This window comes from Shewanella sp. SNU WT4 (assembly GCF_006494715.1).
GTDB lineage: Bacteria > Pseudomonadota > Gammaproteobacteria > Enterobacterales > Shewanellaceae > Shewanella.
Window position 1 is genome coordinate 1,944,046 of sequence record NZ_CP041151.1, and the last position, 21,021, is coordinate 1,965,066.

General features: G+C 45.6%; 18 protein-coding genes, 1 pseudogene and 1 riboswitch. Of the genes and pseudogenes, 13 read left to right on the forward strand and 6 right to left on the reverse strand.

Annotated features, from left to right (window positions below; all coding sequences use genetic code 11):
* Positions 1-281: 281 nt before the first annotated feature.
* A complete protein-coding gene (locus FJQ87_RS08680; protein WP_140934045.1) occupies positions 282-1,994 on the reverse strand; it encodes an RluA family pseudouridine synthase in 1,713 nt (570 codons plus the stop codon).
* A 442-nt stretch (positions 1,995-2,436) separates the two neighbouring features.
* Here FJQ87_RS08680 and FJQ87_RS08685 point away from each other — a divergent pair.
* Positions 2,437-3,378 (forward strand): annotated as a pseudogene (locus tag FJQ87_RS08685) (IS30 family transposase).
* Positions 3,379-3,425: 47 nt separating this feature from the next.
* Here FJQ87_RS08685 and FJQ87_RS08690 read toward each other — a convergent pair.
* A complete protein-coding gene (locus FJQ87_RS08690) occupies positions 3,426-4,373 on the reverse strand; it encodes a Dyp-type peroxidase (protein WP_140932295.1) in 948 nt (315 codons plus the stop codon).
* Positions 4,374-4,646: 273 nt separating this feature from the next.
* On the reverse strand, positions 4,647-5,966 hold the full coding sequence (gene bioA, locus FJQ87_RS08695; RefSeq protein ID WP_140932296.1) for an adenosylmethionine--8-amino-7-oxononanoate transaminase: 1,320 nt from the start codon (positions 5,964-5,966) through the stop codon (positions 4,647-4,649).
* 94 nt (positions 5,967-6,060) lie between these two features.
* Between bioA and bioB the strand changes: the two genes are divergently transcribed.
* The 4 genes from bioB (at position 6,061) to bioD (ending at position 10,002) form a co-directional block, all read left to right on the forward strand.
* A complete protein-coding gene (bioB, locus tag FJQ87_RS08700) occupies positions 6,061-7,119 on the forward strand; it encodes a biotin synthase BioB (RefSeq protein WP_140932297.1) in 1,059 nt (352 codons plus the stop codon).
* Positions 7,120-8,286 carry an 8-amino-7-oxononanoate synthase gene (locus FJQ87_RS08705; RefSeq protein WP_140932298.1) on the forward strand — a complete coding sequence of 389 codons (1,167 nt, stop codon included), beginning with the start codon at positions 7,120-7,122 and terminating at the stop codon, positions 8,284-8,286.
* A gap of 280 nt (positions 8,287-8,566) precedes the next feature.
* A complete protein-coding gene (bioC, locus tag FJQ87_RS08710; protein ID WP_140932299.1) occupies positions 8,567-9,316 on the forward strand; it encodes a malonyl-ACP O-methyltransferase BioC in 750 nt (249 codons plus the stop codon).
* The gene (bioD, locus tag FJQ87_RS08715; protein ID WP_140934046.1) at positions 9,316-10,002 is read left to right on the forward strand and encodes a dethiobiotin synthase; all 687 of its coding nucleotides are present in this window, start codon (positions 9,316-9,318) and stop codon (positions 10,000-10,002) included. Before bioC ends, bioD begins: the two co-directional genes overlap by 1 nt.
* 42 nt (positions 10,003-10,044) lie before the next feature.
* Here bioD and pepE read toward each other — a convergent pair whose 3' ends face one another.
* Positions 10,045-10,752 (reverse strand): dipeptidase PepE, encoded by a 708-nt coding sequence (gene pepE / locus FJQ87_RS08720; RefSeq protein WP_140932300.1) that lies wholly within the window; start codon positions 10,750-10,752, stop codon positions 10,045-10,047.
* Between the two features lie 245 nt (positions 10,753-10,997).
* On the opposite strand from pepE, the gene htpX reads away from it, so the two are divergent.
* Both htpX and FJQ87_RS08730 read left to right on the forward strand, forming a co-directional pair.
* Positions 10,998-11,861 (forward strand): protease HtpX, encoded by an 864-nt coding sequence (gene htpX / locus FJQ87_RS08725; protein ID WP_140932301.1) that lies wholly within the window; start codon positions 10,998-11,000, stop codon positions 11,859-11,861.
* A gap of 258 nt (positions 11,862-12,119) precedes the next feature.
* Positions 12,120-12,446: a cytochrome c3 family protein gene (locus FJQ87_RS08730; protein WP_140932302.1), complete on the forward strand. Its 327-nt coding sequence runs from the start codon at positions 12,120-12,122 to the stop codon at positions 12,444-12,446.
* 76 nt (positions 12,447-12,522) lie between these two features.
* Here FJQ87_RS08730 and FJQ87_RS08735 read toward each other — a convergent pair whose 3' ends face one another.
* A complete protein-coding gene (locus FJQ87_RS08735; RefSeq protein WP_140932303.1) occupies positions 12,523-13,242 on the reverse strand; it encodes a cytochrome b/b6 domain-containing protein in 720 nt (239 codons plus the stop codon).
* 307 nt (positions 13,243-13,549) lie between these two features.
* Here FJQ87_RS08735 and FJQ87_RS08740 point away from each other — a divergent pair, with 307 nt between their 5' ends.
* Positions 13,550-14,176: a LuxR C-terminal-related transcriptional regulator gene (locus FJQ87_RS08740; protein WP_140932304.1), complete on the forward strand. Its 627-nt coding sequence runs from the start codon at positions 13,550-13,552 to the stop codon at positions 14,174-14,176.
* 255 nt (positions 14,177-14,431) lie between these two features.
* Here the strand turns inward: FJQ87_RS08740 and FJQ87_RS08745 are convergent, their stop codons facing one another.
* Positions 14,432-16,198, reverse strand: coding sequence for a PDZ domain-containing protein (locus tag FJQ87_RS08745; protein WP_140932305.1), 1,767 nt, complete (start codon positions 16,196-16,198; stop codon positions 14,432-14,434).
* A 556-nt stretch (positions 16,199-16,754) separates the two neighbouring features.
* Between FJQ87_RS08745 and hinT the strand changes: the two genes are divergently transcribed.
* The 5 genes from hinT to FJQ87_RS08770 all read left to right on the forward strand — a co-directional run bounded on the left by hinT (position 16,755) and on the right by FJQ87_RS08770 (position 20,986).
* Complete coding sequence (gene hinT / locus FJQ87_RS08750; RefSeq protein ID WP_140934047.1) at positions 16,755-17,111, forward strand: purine nucleoside phosphoramidase; 357 nt, start codon at positions 16,755-16,757, stop codon at positions 17,109-17,111.
* On the forward strand, positions 17,108-17,638 hold the full coding sequence (locus tag FJQ87_RS08755; RefSeq protein WP_140932306.1) for a PaaI family thioesterase: 531 nt from the start codon (positions 17,108-17,110) through the stop codon (positions 17,636-17,638). The genes hinT and FJQ87_RS08755 overlap by 4 nt, the downstream gene beginning before the upstream one ends.
* Before the next feature lies 1 nt (position 17,639).
* A complete protein-coding gene (locus FJQ87_RS08760) occupies positions 17,640-18,074 on the forward strand; it encodes a PaaI family thioesterase (protein WP_240778879.1) in 435 nt (144 codons plus the stop codon).
* 100 nt (positions 18,075-18,174) lie between these two features.
* Positions 18,175-18,582 (forward strand): YcfL family protein, encoded by a 408-nt coding sequence (locus tag FJQ87_RS08765; protein WP_140932308.1) that lies wholly within the window; start codon positions 18,175-18,177, stop codon positions 18,580-18,582.
* Between the two features lie 72 nt (positions 18,583-18,654).
* Positions 18,655-18,758, forward strand: a riboswitch (TPP riboswitch).
* A 44-nt stretch (positions 18,759-18,802) separates the two neighbouring features.
* On the forward strand, positions 18,803-20,986 hold the full coding sequence (locus tag FJQ87_RS08770) for a TonB-dependent receptor (RefSeq protein WP_140932309.1): 2,184 nt from the start codon (positions 18,803-18,805) through the stop codon (positions 20,984-20,986).
* Positions 20,987-21,021: the final 35 nt, after the last annotated feature.

Sequence of the window (21,021 nt, forward strand, 5' to 3'; positions counted from 1 at the left end):
GGTAGTACAGGTGTAAATGTTGGCGTTATAGGTGAGTGTGGGGCAAAATTTAGCAAGCTAAGTGTATATTTAGGTGTATGTCTAGGTGTATCTCAAGGTGTGAGCCTAGTTGAATGGCTATTAGTTAGTTCAGCTATCAAATCGCAGCTGTCGATATAAATAGGCGCTGCGCTCAAGATTGCTCCTGATGCCGGCGGCAACGCCTATAGTTTAAAAATCTCAAAAATCTCAAAAATCTCAAAAATCTCAAAAATCTCAAAAATCTTAAAAATGTTAAGTGGTTAAAAGTCGGCATCCACTTGGAAGGTCATTAACTTGCCACTCATCGGATGGCTCAAGGTTAGGGATTCAGCATGAAGATGCAGGCGGTTAGCAACTTGTCCATAGAGATCATCACCCACCATAGGCATATTTAAGCCGCGAGCATGGGCGCAGTGGACACGCAGTTGATGAGTGCGACCAGTTTTGGGATATAAATACAGTTTAGTTTTTTGGCCAATATGCTCAATCACTTGCCACTCGGTGATGGCTTCTTTGCCATGTTCATGACACACAAGTTGCCTTGGTCTGTCATCTAAATCACCGCGCAAGGGCAGACTAATAGTGCCGCTAGCTATGCTTAGCTTGCCATCTATTAAGGCGACATAGCGCTTACTGGCAGTACGCTGAATAAACTGCCGTTGCAACGCTTTATGCGCATCTTTAGTTAGGGCAATCACCATTAAGCCCGAGGTCGACATATCAAGGCGATGGACAATTAAAGGCCCGGTCGCAGCCGGGAACATAAGCTGCGCGCGGCTAAATACCGAATCCGTGACTTGCTTACCTGGCACAGATAAAAATTCGGCCGGTTTATTGATAATAGCCAAGGCGTCATCTTGATAAATAATCTCGATAGATTTGCCTGCCGCAGTATTTTGCAGCAATGGATTATCATCCACAGTTAATCCTTGCAGCATGTGGCTTAAAATCGGATGGCATTTGCGCTGACAAGCGGGGTAGTAGTATTTATGTTGTCGCACTTGGGATTTAGGTGAAGCGCCCCACCAAAACTCAGCCATAGCAATAGGTTGATAATTATGACTAAAGGCATAATGCAGCAATTTTGGCGCGGCGCATTCACCAGAGCCAGCTGGCGGGGTTAATTCTACGGTCGATGTAAAAATGCTATGCAGGCTTTTACTCTCGCCTTTGATATTTAAAAAACGGTATTGCTCAAACAAGCGTTGTTGCAACTCATTGGACAGTTGTTTCCGCTCGGTTTGTAATTGCTCAATATCGCGGGTTAATCGTGATAAGGCGTGCTGCGCCGTATCGATTTGTTGCTGCCAAGCAAGCTTAGTATCACGTAAATGCAGTTTTTCTCGCACGCTTTGCTGACTAAGCTCAAGGGCTAATGTTTGCCCTTGCTGTTCAAGCATTAATAAGTCCTCGCCCTTGGCACTGTCACGCTTTGCTTGCCACTGCTCGCGGGCTAATTTGCGCTGCGCTCGTGCCACTATCATGGCTTGCCTTAGCGCGGCAATAGCAAGGTCTGCCTGTTGTTCAATCTGCTTAAGGTGCAGCTGACAATCACTTAACTCGTGTGCGGCTTGTTTATGCGTGACTTGGCGGTTTAAATCATCGATATAACGCTTTTGCTCAACAAAGAAATTATCGGCCTGCAGCATGTCATACACGGGCGGTGCAAAGCCTGTAATGTGATTACTGTTAGCCAATTTTCCTGAAAATGCGCTGAGGTAGCCTAATTCGCCGGCTTGATTGCGTACCACCAGTACGCCAAACATTTTGCCTATGGCAAATGCATCGCTATCGTTTAAGCCGAAATTATGTTGCCACTCGTGTGGCGCGCTAAGATAAGCCTGCAGCGACTGCGCCGCTAATACACAAAGCGGATGCGGCTGATAGTAAAAGGGGAAGGTGAAGCGTGCTGGCAATTCAATTTCTTGAGCAATATCTGGCAGTAAGGTGAAGCAAGCGTCGGTCATAGACATAAAATAAGTTACATTCGGCGAGTAAACTAAGGCGGCCGCTATTCTACCTGTTCGCGCCATAGAGATCATGGCTTAATTCGACTCGCCATAGCGTGTAGCAATAGGAGTGTAGGAATGAGTGTGTAGTCGTTGGAGTGTAGCAATAGGATTGTCAGGATCGGAGCGTTAGTAGGGTGGGTGTTTTGACGAGTTGGCTTGCTGCTGGGCTTTGCTAATGAATGGCTAATTTGCATGCTAACTGGCGGCGACTAGTTTTCCGCAATTTACTTTTCGCGACTGACCTTTTATGACGAACTTGCCGCGACTTGCTATCGCGGCAATGCTTGGGGTGTTTGTTTCTGCCAGAATTCAGATAATAACTGCGACACTCTAATTGAGGTGTAGAAGAAGCCAACTGCTGAAAGTGGTACGCTTTATCTCGCCAAAGTAAAAGAGTATCACTATGAATTATCAACAGTTGACTGAAGCAAGACGAGACCAGATTTCCGTGCTTTTAGAACAGGGCTTTTAGATAGCACATATAGCTAAATGCATTCATTGCCATCGCTCTAGTGTCTATCGGGAAGTGAAACGATGCCAAGGGCAATCACGCTATCAGCCTGATATTGCACACGAGCAGGCTGTCACAATGAGGCGTCAGTCGAGTAAATATGCGATACCCTCGCAGTGAATAGAGAGCATCATCCTTTTGCTGGAATTGGATTGGAGCCCTGAGCAAATCTCGCAGGTGTTGCGCCTAGTGAAGGAACCTGTCAGTCACGAGTGGATTTATCGCTATATTGCACGCGACAAACGCCGTGGCGGTAAGCTTTATCGTCATTTACGCCAAGGACATAAGCGTTATCGGCGCGGTAAAGTAGAGCAAGCTCCTACCATAAAAAACGCCGTATCGATTGACGACAGACCTGCGATTGTCGATAGCCGAGAGCGATTTGGAGACTGGGAAATCGATACTGTATTGGGTCTACATGGAACGGGCTCTATTGTGACTCTATTAGAGCGTAAGACTCGGTTTTATTTGATAAAGAAAGTTAGTTCAAAGTCAGCGGCAGATGTAACGAAAGCGACTATTGAGTTACTGATGCCATATAGGGCACATGTGCTGACGATAACGGCAGATAATGGACGCGAATTTGCTAACCACCAAGAGATAGCAGAGGCGCTAGATACACAGGTGTATTTTGCGCACCCTTATCGTTCTTGTGAACGTGGTGCGAATGAAAACGCCAATGGATTACTCCGGCAGTATGTCAAAAAAGGCGTTGATTTGAGGCTAGTGAGTGACGAATTAATCGAATTTGCTCAGAATAGAATTAACTATCGACCAAAAAGGTGTTTGAAGTTTAAGCAGCCTGCGGTGGTATTTCACCAATTAGCTGCTTAATTGCCGAGTGTCGCACTTCGGAGTTGAATTCGGGTGTAAGGCGTTAGTTAATCGTCAAATTGCCCTAAGAAAGTCGCTGATGGCATAAAATAAATGGCGCCAGTTTTCGCATCTACAAAATCTAATAAGCGATCGTAATCGCCATTGTCATCGGCAAAAATCATTTGTTTTAATGAGGTGTTGATAATCTCAGGGGTCGATGCAAAACCCACGAAAAAGGTGCCATGTTCTTTGGCATTACCCCAAGGGCGGTTTTGTCTTAGCATCTTAATTTCAACATCATCAATTTCAACTTTACTCTTGGCATTGTGCGCCCACGCTGGTTTGACATCGTCATCAAGCTCAACATTATCCATTTTAGTGCGACCAATCACTTGCTCTTGATATTCGGTATGCTGCGCTTCCCATTTATCGAGATTATCCACATAACGTTGAGTCGTGAGATAACTGCCCCCTTGGTGCAGTTCAATATCTTGTTGCACTAATACGGCCTCAACGCGCTCGTCTCCGCTTGGGTTTTCAGTGCCATCGACAAAATCAATCATGTCGCGGTTATCTAAATACTTATAGCCTTGAATATCTTCGATAAGCTCAGCGATGGCTTGTAAGTCACGCATGACTAGCTTGGCGGCTTGGAAGTTGAGATCGATGCGATTTGATTTAATCATCACAAAAATATCGCCAGCGGTGGCAGGAAAAACCCGCGTGCCGTCACGCATTTCTGTAAAGGGTTGCAGCTGCGCTGGCATTGGCATGCTTGGGAATAACTGCGGCCAAGCATTAGCCGAAAAACCTATGCTAATCGTGAGGCTTGCGTCTAAATCTTTTTGGTTAATGGATTTAGTGATGACATCCAGTTTGGCCAAGCAATGGGCAATTTGTGCACTTAAATGATTAGTATCAAGCCTTTGTTCAAGTACAAAGGTCATATACTCAGCATGAGTGGTAGGATTTGATAGCACACCGGGTTGGGCCAAGTTACTTAACACTGTCATGGGACACTCCTGCAAATATTGATGATAATCGCATTATTAATTCATTACTCACTGGTAATGTTAGCGTTAGCTTATCAATCAAGGCGGTTTACGATACGTTAATTTATGAACTTACTATACGTAGTTAACATAGTGAGTGGTATCCACATAAATCAGAATTAATCCCGCGAGTAACTCCTTGCTAATTTCGCTAATTCCTCGCTAACACCTTCGGCTAATCCGCGCTAATCGCAGCGCTTTGCCATGCACGACAAGATAACCAAGCGCCCAAGTTTAGCCATTACAGGGCGTATCGGCAGGCAAAGCTTGTCGGCTCAGTTCTTGCGCCACTGTGGTCATGGCTTGGGTTAGCTGAGTTAATTGCGCAGAGCTAATAGTGTAGGGCGGCATAATATAAATAAAATGGCCAAATGGGCGAACCCATACCCCGAGTTCAACAAACCTTGGTTGCAGTAAACTGGTATTGACCGCTGAGTGCATTTCAATGACGCCCACGGCGCCTAACACGCGCACCTCTTTTACTGCGCTAAAGTGTGCCGCTTGTGCCAGTTGTTGTTGTAACTGCTGTTCAATATTGGCCACTTGTTGTTGCCAATCACCAGTTTCAAGAATGGCTAAACTGGCGCTGGCGGCAGCGCATGCCAACGGATTAGCCATAAAGGTCGGGCCATGCATAAATACTGAGGTCGAAGATTGGCTAATGCCGCGCGCGATTTCATCCGAGCATAAGGTTGCCGCCAAGCTGATGTGACCGCCCGTCAGCGCTTTACCTAAGCACAGAATATCCGCTTCAATATCAGCGTGTTGATAGGCAAAGAGCTTACCTGTGCGGCCAAAGCCAGTGGCGATTTCATCCAAAATCAAAAGCACATCATATTGACTACAAAGACGGCGCAATAGCTTAAGGTACTCAGGGCTATAAAAGAACATAGCGCCAGCGCCTTGCATTATAGGTTCAATGATACAAGCCGCTAGCTGGTGGTGATTCTTCGCAAATAAGGTTTCTAAGGCGCTAATGTCCTCGGGAGTTAGTGCTTGCGTAAACGGCGTGCGCGGCGCAGGTCCAAAACACTGCGGGCTTAAGGCATGATTAAACAGATTGTGCATGCCGTTATCTGGGTCGCACACGCTCATGGCAGCAAAGGTGTCGCCATGGTAACCATGTTTAAGCGTTAACATTTGTTGCTTATGACTGTGACCGCGCCCATGCCAATATTGCATTGCCATTTTCATAGCCACTTCAACGGCGACTGAGCCTGAATCACTGTAAAAAATCTTAGTTAACTGCGGGCTCGTCATCGCCAGTAACTGCTTGCCTAAGCGGATGGCGGGTTCATGGGTCAAACCGCCAAACATCACATGGCTAAGTTGCTGTAATTGCGACTGCATGGCTGCAACAATCTGCGGATGACTATAACCATGGACACACGACCACCAAGAGCTGGTGCCATCAATGAGTTGCCGACCATCCGCTAACGTCAGTAGGCAAGCATCACCAGAAACCACACCAAACACTTGGGCGGGTTGCTCGAGATTGCTATAAGGGTGCCAAAGATGCTGACGGTCGAAGGAGTAGTCGATGCTGTCGCTCATATTTTAATCACTAGTAAATGTTAAGTTGGCAGATTGATTGACAGTTTACGACCTGAGGTTATGCTAGCCAAGTTAAAATTACTCAGGGAACCCTATGTCTACTCAGTGTCGCCACGATTGGCAAAAGCATGAAATTGAAGCCTTGTTTGCATTACCTATGAACGATTTACTGTTTCAGGCGCATAGCATTCATCGGCAGTCATTTGATGCTAACCAAGTGCAGATTAGTCGCTTATTGTCGATTAAAACGGGAGCATGCCCTGAGGATTGTAAATATTGTCCGCAAAGCGCTCGCTATGATACTGGCCTTGAAAAAGAGCGTTTGCTGGAAATTGATAAAGTGATCACTGAAGCTCGCAGCGCCAAGGCTGCAGGTGCCAGTCGTTTTTGTATGGGCGCGGCTTGGCGTAATCCGCGGGATAAGGACATTCCGTATCTTGCTGACATGGTGCGTGAAGTCAAATCCTTAGGGCTTGAAACCTGTATGACCTTGGGGATGTTAAATCAGCAGCAGGCGCAGCAATTGGCTGACGCTGGGCTTGATTATTACAACCATAACTTAGATACCTCGCCCGAGTTTTACGGCGATATTATTACCACTCGCACTTATGCTGATCGTTTAGATACTCTTGAACATGTGCGTTCTGCCGGCATGAAGGTCTGCTCTGGCGGTATTGTCGGCATGGGGGAAACCACCACCGACAGAGCCAGTTTATTGCAGCAATTAGCTAATCTGCCAAGACACCCTGAATCTGTGCCTATCAATATGTTGGTTAAAGTTGCGGGAACGCCGTTAGACAAGGTGGAAGATTTAGATCCCCTCGAGTTTGTACGCACCATTGCTGTGGCCAGAATTGTGATGCCGCAATCAAGAGTGCGCTTATCGGCGGGGCGCGAAAAGATGTCAGAAGAACTGCAAGCCATGTGTTTCTTTGCTGGCGCCAACTCGATTTTTTACGGTTGCAAACTGCTAACCACTAATAATCCTGAAGAAAATCAAGATATGCAGTTGTTTAAAAAGTTAGGGTTAACGCCAGAGCAAGGCGCAGTAGCCAGCGCGACTATCGCCCGTGAGCAAGATGTGATGGCAAGCGTAAAAGCCAAACAAGATAAAACCAATAATGCGTTATTTTTTGATGCTGGAGCCTTGTAAGTGACGCCATTTGCTCACTGGCAACAAGGATTGGCGGCAACCTTAACTCGCCAAGCCAGCCTTGGTTTGTTGCGACAGCGCAAGCTTGCCCATATTGACTCAACTCATGCTGAGCCGCCGTTGGCTGAGGTCGATTTTAGTAGCAATGATTATTTAGGGTTAGCGCGGGATAGCGATATCGCGGCGGCGCTTGCGAAGGGCGTTGCTGTATTTGGTCATGGCAGCACGGCATCGCCATTAATTAGTGGTTATAGCCAAGCCCATCTTGAGTTAGAGCAGCGCTTGTGTATGACGGCGGGGCAAGATGCCGCGTTACTTTTTTGCTCAGGCTTTAGTGCCAATGTCAGTTTATTTAAAACCTTGTTTACGGCCAGAGATGTGATTGTCGCCGACAAACTGATGCACGCGTCTGCCTTAGATGGCATTGCAGATAGCGGCGCTAAATTAGTGCGCTTTACCCATAACGATGTCGCGTCTGCCAAGACGCAGTTGCAACGCTTAGCTGAAAAAGGCACGCCTGCGACGGCATTAGTCACTGAATCGGTATTTAGTATGGATGGCGATGAAGCGCCATTGGCAGAACTTAAACAGCTTGCTACTCAATATGGTTGCGGCTTGATTGTGGATGATGCCCATGGTTTTGGCTGGCGGCCTTTAGCCGTAGTGCCAGATATTCATTTAATCACCTTTGGTAAGGCGCTCGGCGGTCAAGGCGCCGCGATTTTAAGTCAGAACACTGTGATTGATTATTTAGTGAGCCATAGCCGCGCTTATATCTATTCAACCGCGTTATCTCCGGCAAGTTGCATGGCAGTGAGTGTCGCGGTAACTAAAGCCAAAGAGTCGTCATTAGTGGCTAAGCTGCGGGCTAACATTGCTTATTTTCAAGAAAAAACCAAGGAGCTAGGCATAGCTATCATGGTATCAAACAGCCCAATTCAAGGGGTGTTGACCTATGATATTCAGGCGACAATGGCCTTAGCCGCAGCGCTTGGTACACAAGGACTCAAAGTGGGTGCCATTCGCCCACCGACCGTGCCTAAAGGCCTGTGCCGCTTACGTATTACCTTAAGCGCCGCCCATCAGCACACTGACATCGATAGATTATTAACGAGCTTAAGCCATCTGTTAGCGCAAGAGGCCAATCACTTAAACGCCGTTAGCTAATTGGCTAAATTAACAGTCAAATTAACAGCCAAACTATAGCCATAACAATAGTCACAATAATTTTTGAATCATGCGTTTAAGCATTTACTGTGGAGCAGCCGCTTAATGATTACAGCGAGCATGGCTTAGGTTGTTGATAGCTATAGTTTTCGAAAGAAATGATTGTCGATAGCGATGGCGAAGGCTATGTATAGACGGATAGGCGGATAGACATTGGCTTACCGATACAAATGGTTATCGATAAAAATTAGCTTATCGATACAAAATAGCAGGAGGCGAGATGGCCACTGAAAACCTTATCGCCAGTCACTTTTCAAGAGCTGCCACTGGCTATCTTGAGCACAATCGAGTGCAGCGCATTTGTCAGCAGCAATTGTTATCTGGTTTAGGCCAAGGTCAAACACTACTGGATATTGGCGCTGGGCCAGGCACAGATTTTAGTCAGCATACACAGGCTCATATCCAGGTTTATGCCTTAGATATTGCCGGTGGCATGCTGCAACAATTAAAGCGCCATTATCCTGCCTATCAGGTGCTGCAAGGAGACGCCCAGCAGCTCCCGTTGGCAGATAACAGCATGGATGTTATTTATTCCAACTTAGCCTTGCAGTGGTGCCCTGATATTAATCAGGTGGCGCGTGAACTTAGCCGCGTATGTCGCCCTGATGGCCAAATATCCTTAAGCATAGTGACCGCGGGCAGTTTGCCTGAACTCAAGGCGCTGAACTTACAGGTCAATGCCTTTGATGCCAGTTGCGATATTATTGACGCCTTTAGTCTTAAGGATTGGCAAGCCTTAAATGTCAGCACCCAAGCTATCACAGTGCATTTTAAGGATGTCCGTGAATTGCTGTATTCCATCAAAGGGGTAGGGGCCAACACGACCTTAGCCAATCAAGGCGCGGGGCGTAAAGGATTAATGTCGCGCCGCTATTGGTTAGAACTAGTTGCTCGCGCAGAAGCATTGCGCCAAATGGAGGGTATTCCATTAACTTACCATATCACTTTTATCCATATGAGGCGCTTATGATGAAGCCGACCCTATTTATTACCGGCACAGATACTGACAGCGGTAAAACGCTGATTGCCAGTGGCTTGTTGCATTTAGCGCGCTCACAAGGATTAGAGACCCAAGGCTATAAGCCGCTGGCTTCTGGTTGCGTTAATACTGAACACGGCCTGCGTAATCCCGATGCACTGGCGCTAATGGCAGAATCATCGCTGGGGCTTGATTATCAAGAGGTCAATCCGTTTGCATTTGAGCCCGCGATTGCGCCGCATATCGCCGCGGCCAAAGATGGACAAGATATCTCCGTGGCAAAAGTCTCTGATGCGCTGCTCGCCATTGGTAGCGCTAGCTTTGCTGCGCAGTTGGTGGAAGGGGCGGGCGGTTGGCGTCTGCCTTTAGTGATGGGTGAGTATTTATCTGATGTAGTTCAAGCGCAGCAATGGCAAGTGGTGCTGGTGGTCGGCATGAAACTTGGCTGTTTAAATCATGCCATCTTAAGCGCTGAAACCATTTTGGCGGACGGTTTGAATTTAGTGGGCTGGGTTGCGAATCTCGTGGATCCTGACATGAGCTGCTTTGATGAGAATCTTGCGAGCTTGCAGCAAATGATGCCAGCGCCATGCTTAGGGGTGGTTCCACATTTAGAAAGTGCTAATGCTAAGCAAGCGGCAGCCTATTTACAGCTGCCGACGTGTTGGCAAAGTTAACAGTTAACTGTTAAGCGCTAACTCAGTGGTGAGTTCCGAGTCTTAGTTACTGAGAGAAAGCGCACTTCCTGGTGCAATTTCTTGATGCTGGATGGCGCCGCAAAAGTAATAGGCAGGGTTGCAACCCAGTAGACTTAAGCGTTGCCCTTGCAAATGTAAGACTGAACCTTCTTGCAGGCCAATCACCGCCGCGTTGCTATCAACCCGAGTAAACTCTTCAATCCGCTGCGCGCGAGTTTCACCATTGTGACCGGCTTGCACATAGTCACTGTAATGCGGGTTTAATTGATAGGGCACCAATGCCAAGGACTCAAAACTTGGCGGATAAATGATGGGCATATCATTGGTGGTGCGAATACTAAGGCCAGCAATGTTAGCCCCTGCGCTCCAGCCTATATAAGGCTTGCCTGCGGCCACGGCCGCTTGGATTGTCGCCAATAAATCAAAGCGATACAGTTCATGAAGTAAGTGAAAAGTATTGCCACCACCAACAACAATCACATCGCAATCGGCGATGGCTTGCTGGTAGTCGGAATATTGATGAATGCTCGTCAATTCAATGGCTAAAGGCGCTAAACCTGTGGCGACTTGCGCCAAATAATCATCATATTCAAGGCTAGCATCGGCAAAAGGAATAAATAACCATTTCTTAGTGGTTAAGCTAAAAGGCCGCATAAATTCAATGGCATGGCTTAAGTAAGGTGTCGCTTGGTATTTTGAACTGCTTAACAATAACGCTTGAGTGGTCATGATTCGGATCTCATTTTTCTTTTTGGGCTTGGAACTGGTTAACTTGGGTAAGAGGATATCAATTTATTGATAATTAATGCAGCATGTTAGCCTATCTAAGTCATGATTAAGTTTGGCTTAATTAACTGTTCTTAGACTATTTACCGCCAAACAAAGTAGGTTGTGCCCCTTGAATTTTGGTAATTCAGACATATTATGTCATTAGACAGGTCATCTTGGCACAAAGTGCCCTATTAGGAGCGTTAATGAAACGTATATTCTTATTGATTGTAACTAACTTAGCTATATTGCTGGTTGCATCAATCGTCATGTCACTCTTAGGTGTCAATACCTCTACCATGAGTGGATTATTGGTATTTGCTGCGATTTTTGGTTTTGGTGGCGCGTTCGTCAGCTTGGCCATTTCCAAGTGGATGGCAAAGAAAACCATGGGGTTACAAGTTATTACTCGTGCGCGTGATAGCTCTGAACAGTGGTTGTTAGACACTGTGGCTCGTCAAGCGCAGCAAGTTGGGATCAAGATGCCAGAAGTGGCTATTTATGATTCACCAGAATTAAACGCCTTTGCCACTGGCCCAAGTAAAAATAATTCGTTAGTGGCTGTGAGCACTGGCTTGTTATATAACATGTCTCAGGCTGAAGTTGAGGCTGTGTTAGCTCATGAAGTTAGCCACGTAGCCAATGGCGACATGGTGACCTTGACCTTAATTCAAGGCGTAGTGAATACCTTCGTTATTTTTGCTGCCCGCGTAGTTGCCGGTATTATTAATAACTTCGTAGCAAGTAACGATGAAGAAGGCCAAGGCTTAGGCATGTTTGCCTATATGGCAGTGGTGTTTGTTCTCGACATGCTGTTTGGTATTTTGGCGTCAATCATAGTGGCTTACGTTTCACGTATTCGTGAATACAGTGCCGATGAAGGTGGCGCTCGTTTAGCCGGCAAAGATAAAATGATTGCCGCGTTAGAGCGTTTACGTAATGGCCCAGAAGCCGGCGCTATGCCAGCATCAATGGCGGCCTTTGGTATTAACGGTAAGCGCAGCTTAACCGAATTATTAATGAGCCACCCACCGTTAGATAAGCGTATTCAAGCTTTACGCCAATCATAATAGTTAATTTCAATTATAAAAAAGGAGACTCTGTCTCCTTTTTTATTTTCTGCAATAGTGACTTCTGATATTAAGTACATGAGATAGCGCACAGTTCATAAATGCTATGGCTGCTAAAATAGGGATGACTACTTTTTTTACTGCACTCTTGATTAGGTTGCGCTAAATTAGTGTGAGTAGACATACATAATTACAGGTTGCCACAAGCTCAGAACGCAAGTGAAGCTTATTGTAGGCACCATCTTCGGAGGATATATCGTGAGCAATAAATTACTGAGCATATTATTCGGCGCTGCTATCGCCTTATCACCAGCCGCTTTTGCTGCAGATGAAAATTTGGCTGACTTCCACGCTGAAATGGGTGGCTGTGAAAGCTGTCACGCCAATGGCGAGCCTTCTGCTGATGGCGCATTTGAATTTCAACAATGCCAATCTTGCCACGGTTCTTTAGCTGAAATGAGTGCAAACCACAAAGCCCATGATGGCGTGCTGACTTGTGCTGATTGTCATGCTCCGCATGACATGAATGTTGGCCAAAAGCCAACATGTGATGCTTGTCATGACGATGGTCGTAAAGCACAATAATATTGAATTAATAAAAGGCCGGCTTTTAGCCGGCCTTTTTATTGGGCGCTATTTATTCATGGTTATTGATTGTTATTCATCGATCTATGGGTGGCCGCGGCAGGTATTTTTTACCTGAAAACATCGCAGAGATAGTGCCAGGTTGGCTGGTGACTTCTTGGCGAATAGCGCCAATAATATGCAGTACGAGTAATATCCATAATAGATAGGCGCCGTACAAATGAATCTTACCTACTAGGCCTTTTACCGGCGATAACTTTTGTTCCTGCTCAGTATTCACCCCTGTTTTATCATAAGGTTTGATGCTTGCAGGGGATACGCCATCATCCGCTAAATAGCTTTGTATCATATGGCCAAAGGGTGGGTAGTAAATATCAGTTCCAGCGCGAAATAAACCGCTAGTTGCCATGGTAATGAGTAACAGATACAGCGCCATTACAGCTAATCGCCCTAACGGGTTATGTCCCAAATATTGCGGTGGCGAGTCTGATTTGATGGCTTGTAAATAAGGCTTAATTTCGTTTGACTTACGAGCGCTAAATAATGCGCGCCAGCTATTTTTCCCTGATAGCATAAAACCTGCCAGTAATCGCACGACCAAATTAATCACAAACACATAGCCAAATAATACATGTATTTGTTTTAAGCCTATTTTAGCGGCAAGTCCTTCAATCCCAAGCTCAGCCTTAAACATCATGACCAAGCCTAATAGGCTGAGGGTGAAAATGAGTAAGACATTGATCCAATGAAATAGTCTTACCGATAAATGCCACACTTTATACTCTTGGATTTCCATAGCATTGCCTTAGTTTTTTAAGATTGAATTAAGTGTACGGCATTTCATATTAAAAATAAGCTTACAAATAGATTACTTCATCATTATGAATGACTGCAGATCTTGGTATCTGTAGGTGTGACAAGGGATTGGTGGCTGGTTAGCCTATTTGGTAATAACTAAGATACTGATTGTTACAGCATATTGACGTTACTTTCTTGTTAAAAAAACGTAGCTGCAATACAATCCCATGAATAGATTAGGGATACTTGCTTGATGCTGTCTGTATCAAGCGGAATTTGCCAATACAATTATCAGGGAGTAGATAATGTTTAAGGTCAAAAAATGGATTTTAGTATCACGTTCGTCGCTACTGAGCGACTTGCTACACCACTATTGGCCGCAAGAATTCTTAATTAAATTAAATGCCCGCACCCCAGACCAAGTCACTACTGTGGAATTAAGTCAGCATTCATTAATGCTGATAGATTTATCCTCTGTGGATTTGCAAACTGCCTATCAACTCACGCGTTTAGCGGAAAAGCTAATTGCTCCCATTAAATTAGTGTATTTACATTACCCGCGAAAAGCCGATGCCGCCTTTATATTAAATCCGTTAAAAACCGCCGGAATTTTTTATTGCAATAATACTTTGGCTGAGATTTCAGCAGGGCTTAATGGCATATTGCGCGGCCAGCATGCTATTCCAGATGCGATTGCTGAAAAAATCGTAAATATGGAGAGCCTAGAGAGTGAAACGCTCACTTTGCGTGAACGCGAAGTGTTGCAAGCCTTATTGTGCGGTTCTACCAATCAAGATATCGCTAAAAAACTGTATGTCAGTGAAAGTACTATTAAGACCCATCTTTATCGCGCGTTTCGTAAAATCGGGGTAACGAGTCGCGGTCAAGCCATTGCTTGGGCGCAGCAAAATATGCACGAGGTGAGGGTGTAAGCCATTACATCGGCGTGACGGATGAACTCCGCGTTCGCAAATCTGGTTATCACTGATTACTGATTTATAAAGCAATCAATAAAGATGAGTGAATACTCCCGTAGAAACTAACGGGAGTATTCACTTAGTTCAGGCGAAGAATTCCGAGCTAAATGCCAAGCGGCATAGTAGCAACATACCAAATACCAAACACTTAAGACAACAACACACCAAGCGCGTAAGACAACGCCAGAGCTCACACAATGTTTATGCCAATTACAGCCAGCGCTTTAGCTTTGCTTCATCGGTAATAGTAAAGTGCACTGTATTTAAGGGCGGCGCCATTAGCGGTAAGATTCCGCTGAGTAACTGGTCGCGGCGAAAATAGTGCAATTCAATCTGGCTCGCTTTTGGATAATCTTGCAGATTTTCCATAAATTTAGCGGTGACTTTTAAGCCGTTGGCTGCAATCAAGACATCGCCAGCGCTGAGTCCTGCTAACATAGCTGGGCTGTCTTGGCGCACATTTTTAATCACGAGCCCATGACTTTCAGCGCTAAACTGCGCGCCAACATCCCAGCGTGCGGGCGTTAATGCTTGGCCGCCGTTATCTTGCGGATTGGCTTTGGCGCGCACATGCATAGTCACCCCAACTTGCTTGAATAACTCAGCGAGCGGAATATCTAAGGTGTTGTCGATATAGCTAAACATGTCGGTGGCATCGCGGCCTAACACTTGCGTGACTAATGCTTGATGGCTGGAATCATCCGTGCCTATACCTGTGAGACCATGTTGCTGCCATAACAGGCGCATCACATCATCAAGGCTGGCATTGGCGCTTTCAAGGCGAATGGTTAAATCCACAAATAGCGCAAATAAAGCGCCTTTCGTGTAATAAGACACTATGGCGTTTTGTGCATTTTCATCTTGCTGATAAAACTTAGTCCAAGCGTTAAAGCTTGAATCACCCAGGCTTTGTTTACTTCGGCCTTGGCTGCGATACACCCGCGTTAACGTTTGCGCCAGTTGCGCTAAATACTGGGATGGGGAAATCACCCCAGATCTATAGGTCATCAAGTCATCGTAATAAGAGGTAATTCCTTCATAGGCCCATAATTGGCGGGTATAGGTTTCTTGACTTAGTTGATAGGGAATAAATGGCTGCGGTTTAATTCGCTTGACGTTCCAACTATGAAAATATTCATGGCTGCATAAGGATAAATAGCCAAGATAGCCATCATTAATTGGCTGCTGGAAAGTAAGCGGTAAATCTGAGCGGCTACACATAAGCGCCGTTGAGTTTCTATGCTCTAGGCCGCCAAAACCATTGTCGAGCACAGCTGTCATAAATAGGTAGTCAGTAAAAGGTGCTGGCGTACCAAATAAGGCGATTTGACTGCGACAAATCTTAGTTAAGTCACTGGCTAAACGCTGCAAACATGGGCTGCTGTCTTGCGCTAACGCATCGGGTAAGCGGCCAGCTAAAACAATGTCATGGGGCACGCCATCAACATCAAAGCTATGGTGGGCAAACTGGCCCAATTCAAAGGGATGATCTATGAGTTCATCGTAACTCTTGGCCATAAAGTCGCCATAGTGCCATTTAGCGCCAGTAACGCGCTTAAGACCTGTGGCAAGTAGCCAGTGCTCAGGCCCTGCGACTGTGACTTTATGAGGGCTATCTTCTAAGCCTTCAAAGCCTACAAATACGCTACTACCATTAAAAAAGCCGCGCTCGTTATTAAGAAAGGCGCTGCGCACCGATAAATCGGCGGCATACACTTGATAGCTTAAGGAAAATTCAGTGCAATTATTCACAAGTTGCCAGCGCTGCTTATCTAATTGCACCAGTGCCAATGGCGCGCCGTTGGCATCATGGGCCTTGATATCAATAAGATGACGGGCAAAATCACGGATCATATAACTGCCAGGGATCCAGGCGGGAAGATAGAAAATCTGTTGCGGCTTGGCTGAGCTCACATCAATAGTGACATCAAATAAATGAGCCAAATAGTGGTGCGCATTAATCTGGTAATGTGGCATAGGTTAATCCCAATCTGAATCCTGATAGATGTTGCTCCTATGCTAGCAAAATTTACTTGATTACTCAGGGATTTTGCTGAGCCTAGTGGCAATTTCCTGCGCTTATTAATTCCAGAACTTCTCAATACGAGATGTTTAGTAATGGCCGAAGCCAAGGCATAGGTTAAGGACGAATCACAAGCTGAGCTTTCCCCTTCGGTTAACGACTTAGGCTAACAGCTTATGCTACGACTTAGACTAATGACTGGCATAACGCTTAGTGTTATTGCCGTTAGTTGCTCATGGTTTACAGCGGGGCTTGCCATTCGCTAGAGCCTATCCCAAGTATTTGATTTTAAGTTATACTGGCGCCACGTTATTTAAGGCTAACGCGCTATTCTCTGCTGCTATTTACTCATACGGCTCAATGTAAACGACGCTAATTAAAGCCATGCTTGCTGCAGCTATTTACATGCTTAGGGTGATTTGAGTAACTTGCATAACGAGGCGCGCTCGCTAATTATCAGGTATACCGCCGAGGGGATTTTCAATGACATCATCAAAAGGACAAACACTCATGGCCGAAGAAACCATTTTTAGTAAGATTATCCGCCGTGAAATTCCAGCGGATATTTTATATCAAGATGAGCTAGTGACCGCGTTTCGCGATATTTCTCCGCAGGCGCCGACCCATGTGTTAATTGTCCCTAATCACCTGATCCCAACCCTGAATGACGCTAAAGCGTCTGATGAACTGGCGTTAGGGCGGATGATGACAGTGGCTGCGCGTCTAGCGCAAGAAGCGGGCATTAGCGAAGATGGCTACCGAGTTATCATGAATTGCAATCGTCATGGTGGCCAAGAGGTGTACCATATTCACCTGCACTTAGTTGGTGGTCAGCAGTTAGGCCGGATGTTGAGCCTTAAAGCATGAAGGTATCCCCCCAAGATTTCCCACTCACAGGCTTAGCGCAGCGCTTTGTTGCGCAGCTTGCTCATTGTCGGCAGTTAAACATTAAGGTGTTAGAGGCCAGCGAGCATCATGTCTTGCTGGAATTACCTTACAGCACTGACATAGTGGGCGACCCTGATTCTGGGGTTATTCATGGCGGGGTGATCACCACCTTAATGGACACCAGTTGTGGCACTGCCACTATTTGCGCCATTAAGAATAAATACAATGCGTTAGAAATATCCCCGACCTTAGATCTACGGGTGGATTATATGCGCCCAGCGGCGCCGCATTTGCCTGTGTATGCCATGGCTGAATGTTATAAATTAGCCACAAGCGTGGCCTTTACTCGGGCGATCGCTTTTCAAGATTCCATAGATAACCCCATAGCCCATGCGGTAGGCTCGTTTATGCGCATTAGCCCCGAAATGGTGGGGGATGCCTTTCGCGCAGCATTGATGGGCGATGATGCCGACGCCGACAAGCTTGGTAACAATGATGGAAACTAACATGGAACATAGCCACTCATTACTTAGGCAAGCGGCGCGCAGCCAAGATGTTAATCGGATATTAGCCTTAGTGCCTTATGCTAATTACATTTGCATGGGAGTTGAACGCTTTGGTGATGAATTAGTGTTTAAATTGCCGGCTAAGGCTGAAAATCTTGGTAATCCCGTGTTACCCGCGCTGCATGGCGGCGTGATCGCGGGCTTTATGGAAATGGCGGCGATAGTGCAACTTATGGTGCTGATGCAAGCCTCTGGCGTCCCTAAGGTCGTGGATTTCTCCATTGATTACTTACGTGCAGGCTATGATAAAGATACCTTTGCCGAGTGCCGTATTACTCGCCAAGGTCGACGTGTGGCCAATGTGAGTATCGATTGCTGGCAGTCGAATCGAAAGCAATTAATTGCCACAGCGCGGGCTCATTTTCTGTTAGGTTAGTGTTTTACGATGAAGGCTTAACATGAGTGAGTCGCGGTAAGTATTATTGGTAGGTAAAAGTGAGTTATTTAATCTGGCTTAGCTTGAACAGGAGATGCTGATGAAACCCCATATTCGCTTAGGTTATGCGTTTGCTATGTTGTTAGTTGTTGCTGGCATGAGTGCTTGCAGTCATAGAACTGGCGGGATAATGGCATCCACGGGTGGTATTACCCGCGTTGATAACAGCAGCGTGGGCAGTGATGTCAGCATTAGTGAGCTTAAAACTCGCCTTATCGGCGGCATGATGCAAGGCATTGCGACTATCACTAGCTTAGATTCCACCGACTTAAGCCTGCAATATCAATTTACTTGGTTTGATGGCAGTGGTTTTGTGATTGAAGGTGACTCTTCATCTTGGACCCCGTTAACCTTATACGGTAAACAACAAGTCCAAGTGCAAGCCATGGCGCCAGCCAATGGTGCTGTTAGTTTTGAAATTTATGTGCGGGAAGTATTCTCTCAATAAGTTTATTTTTAACAAATAGGCGTAATTTACTGATTATGCTCTATTAACAATCTGACTACTTAAGCTATACTTGCGGCCGCCAAGGGGTGTCAGCAGCGCTGACTGAGATGTCGATAGACGAACCCTTAGAACCTGATCCGGCTTATACCGGCGTAGGAATGGTGTGTTTATTGCCTTCGCGCGTCTTGCCGGATCTCAACCTAGTATAGATTGAGGTCCCATGAAATATCCTATCTCTTTGCTGTCGTTAGCTATATCGACAAGCTTTTGTAGCAATGCCTTCTCTGCCACCACAGGTTTAACCGCGCCCGATAATAAGCCGATGGAAGTCTTAGTGGTATCGGCCGATTTTCGCGCCATTAATGTCAATCAAGTGCAATCTAGCGTCAGCGTCATTGATAAATCCCAATTACAAGATGATGGCGGCGAAAACTTTCAAGATATTTTAAATGGTGTCCCAAACCTTAACTGGTCTGGCGGCAGCTCGCGGGCGCGATATTTTCAAATTCGCGGTGTGGGCGATCAAGAAGAATATCAAGGCGCGCCTAACAGCTCAGTAGGTTTTTTTGTCGATGATATCGATTTGTCTGGGTTAGGCATGGCATCAGGCTTATTTGATATCGACCAAGTTGAAGTGCTGCGCGGTCCACAAAGTACCTTGTTTGGTGGTAATGCCTTAGCGGGCGCGATTTATTTAACCAGTGCTGAGCCGAGTGCCATACCTGAGGCTGGCACTGAACTCACCTTAGGTACCGATGATTTGTGGACCTTAGGTGCCTATGCTGGCGGCTCACTTAATCAAGACGATAGCCTGCTTGGGCGCATTTCAGTGCAAACCCATCAGCAAGATGGCTTTATGGAAAATAGCTATCTTGGCCGTGATGATACCAATAAGCGCGATGAAACCTCAGTTAAAGCTAAATTACGCTGGTATATCAATGATGATTTACAAGCGGATTTAACCTTACTGCACGGTAATTTTGATAATGGTTATGATGTTTGGTCGCTAGACAGTAACGGTACTTATACTAATACCGACCAACCCGGAGTCGATACTCAAACCACCAATGGCGCGGCACTTAAATTATCTTGGCAAGCTGATCCGCGCTTTAGCATTGAATCCATCAGCAGCTTTACTGATACTAAACAGCGCCATGCCTATGATGGCGATTGGTCAAACTCAGAGTATTGGCAGCAGTTGGAATGTGCTGTTTATGATGATGGTGGTACTTTCATTGGAATGGCGCCATGTGTGTATGACAGTTGGTGGGATAAAACCGCTAAACGCCAAAATTTCAGTCAAGATGTGCGCATCCTGAGCGATGATGCTGGGCGGATATTTGCTGGCACCACAGATTGGTTGTTTGGCTTGTACTTTAATAGGCTGACTGAAGATAACCTGCTTAGAGAAGAATATAACGGTTGGGATTCTTCTTGGTTGAGTAATTATGAGGCTTTAAAACTGTCCGTCTTTGGGCAATTGGATACCTATATTAATAAGTTTCACTATTCTATTGGATTGCGAATAGAGCAATGGCAAGCTGATTATAGTGATAGTAATGACGAGGTTTATTCGCCAGATGCGACTCTTTTTGGAGGGCATATTTCTGTTGGTTATCAGATATCAGATGAACAGCAACTCTATGCAAAAGTAGCTAGAGGATACAAAGCTGGTGGATTTAACGTTGGCTTAGACTTAGCTACCTATCCAGAGTTAAGTGATTATATTGGATATGAAGCCGAGACTCTTTATAACTATGAAATTGGGCATAGTGGTAACTGGTTAAATGGTGACATGAATACCCGTGTTTCACTTTTCTTTATGGATCGCCAGGATCAGCAGGTAGACGCTTCAATTCAAGTTTTCAATATTGAAGCCAATACTCAGAAGTTCATTTTATATACCGCTAACGCAGCAAGCTCAACCAATTACGGTCTCGAAGCTAATGTTAATTACTACGCCACTCAGAACCTTGAACTATACGCTTCTTTGGGATTATTAAAGGCGACCTATGATAACTATATCTATCGAGACGATAATGGCGAGATAGACTTATCTGACCGTGAGTTAGCGCATTCTCCTAGCTATAACTATCAAGTGGGCGCTACTTGGCGTAACGCTGGCTATTTTGCCAACCTGACCTTATCCGGCATGGATAGTTTTTATTATTCTGACAGTAATGAATTTCAATCCGATGATTACCATTTGCTTAATATGCGTTTAGGTTACGAGGCGAATGCTTGGTCTGTGTATCTGTGGGGGCGTAACCTCACTGATGAGCAGTATGGCGTGCGCGGTTTCTTATTTGGTAATGAACCCAATAAAGACTGGGCCGATCAGCAATATGTGCGTTATGGCGATCCACGCCAAGTAGGTATTACTGTTAAATATGATTTTATGTAATTTAACTCTCTGAATGTATTCAGTGAGTCATTCTT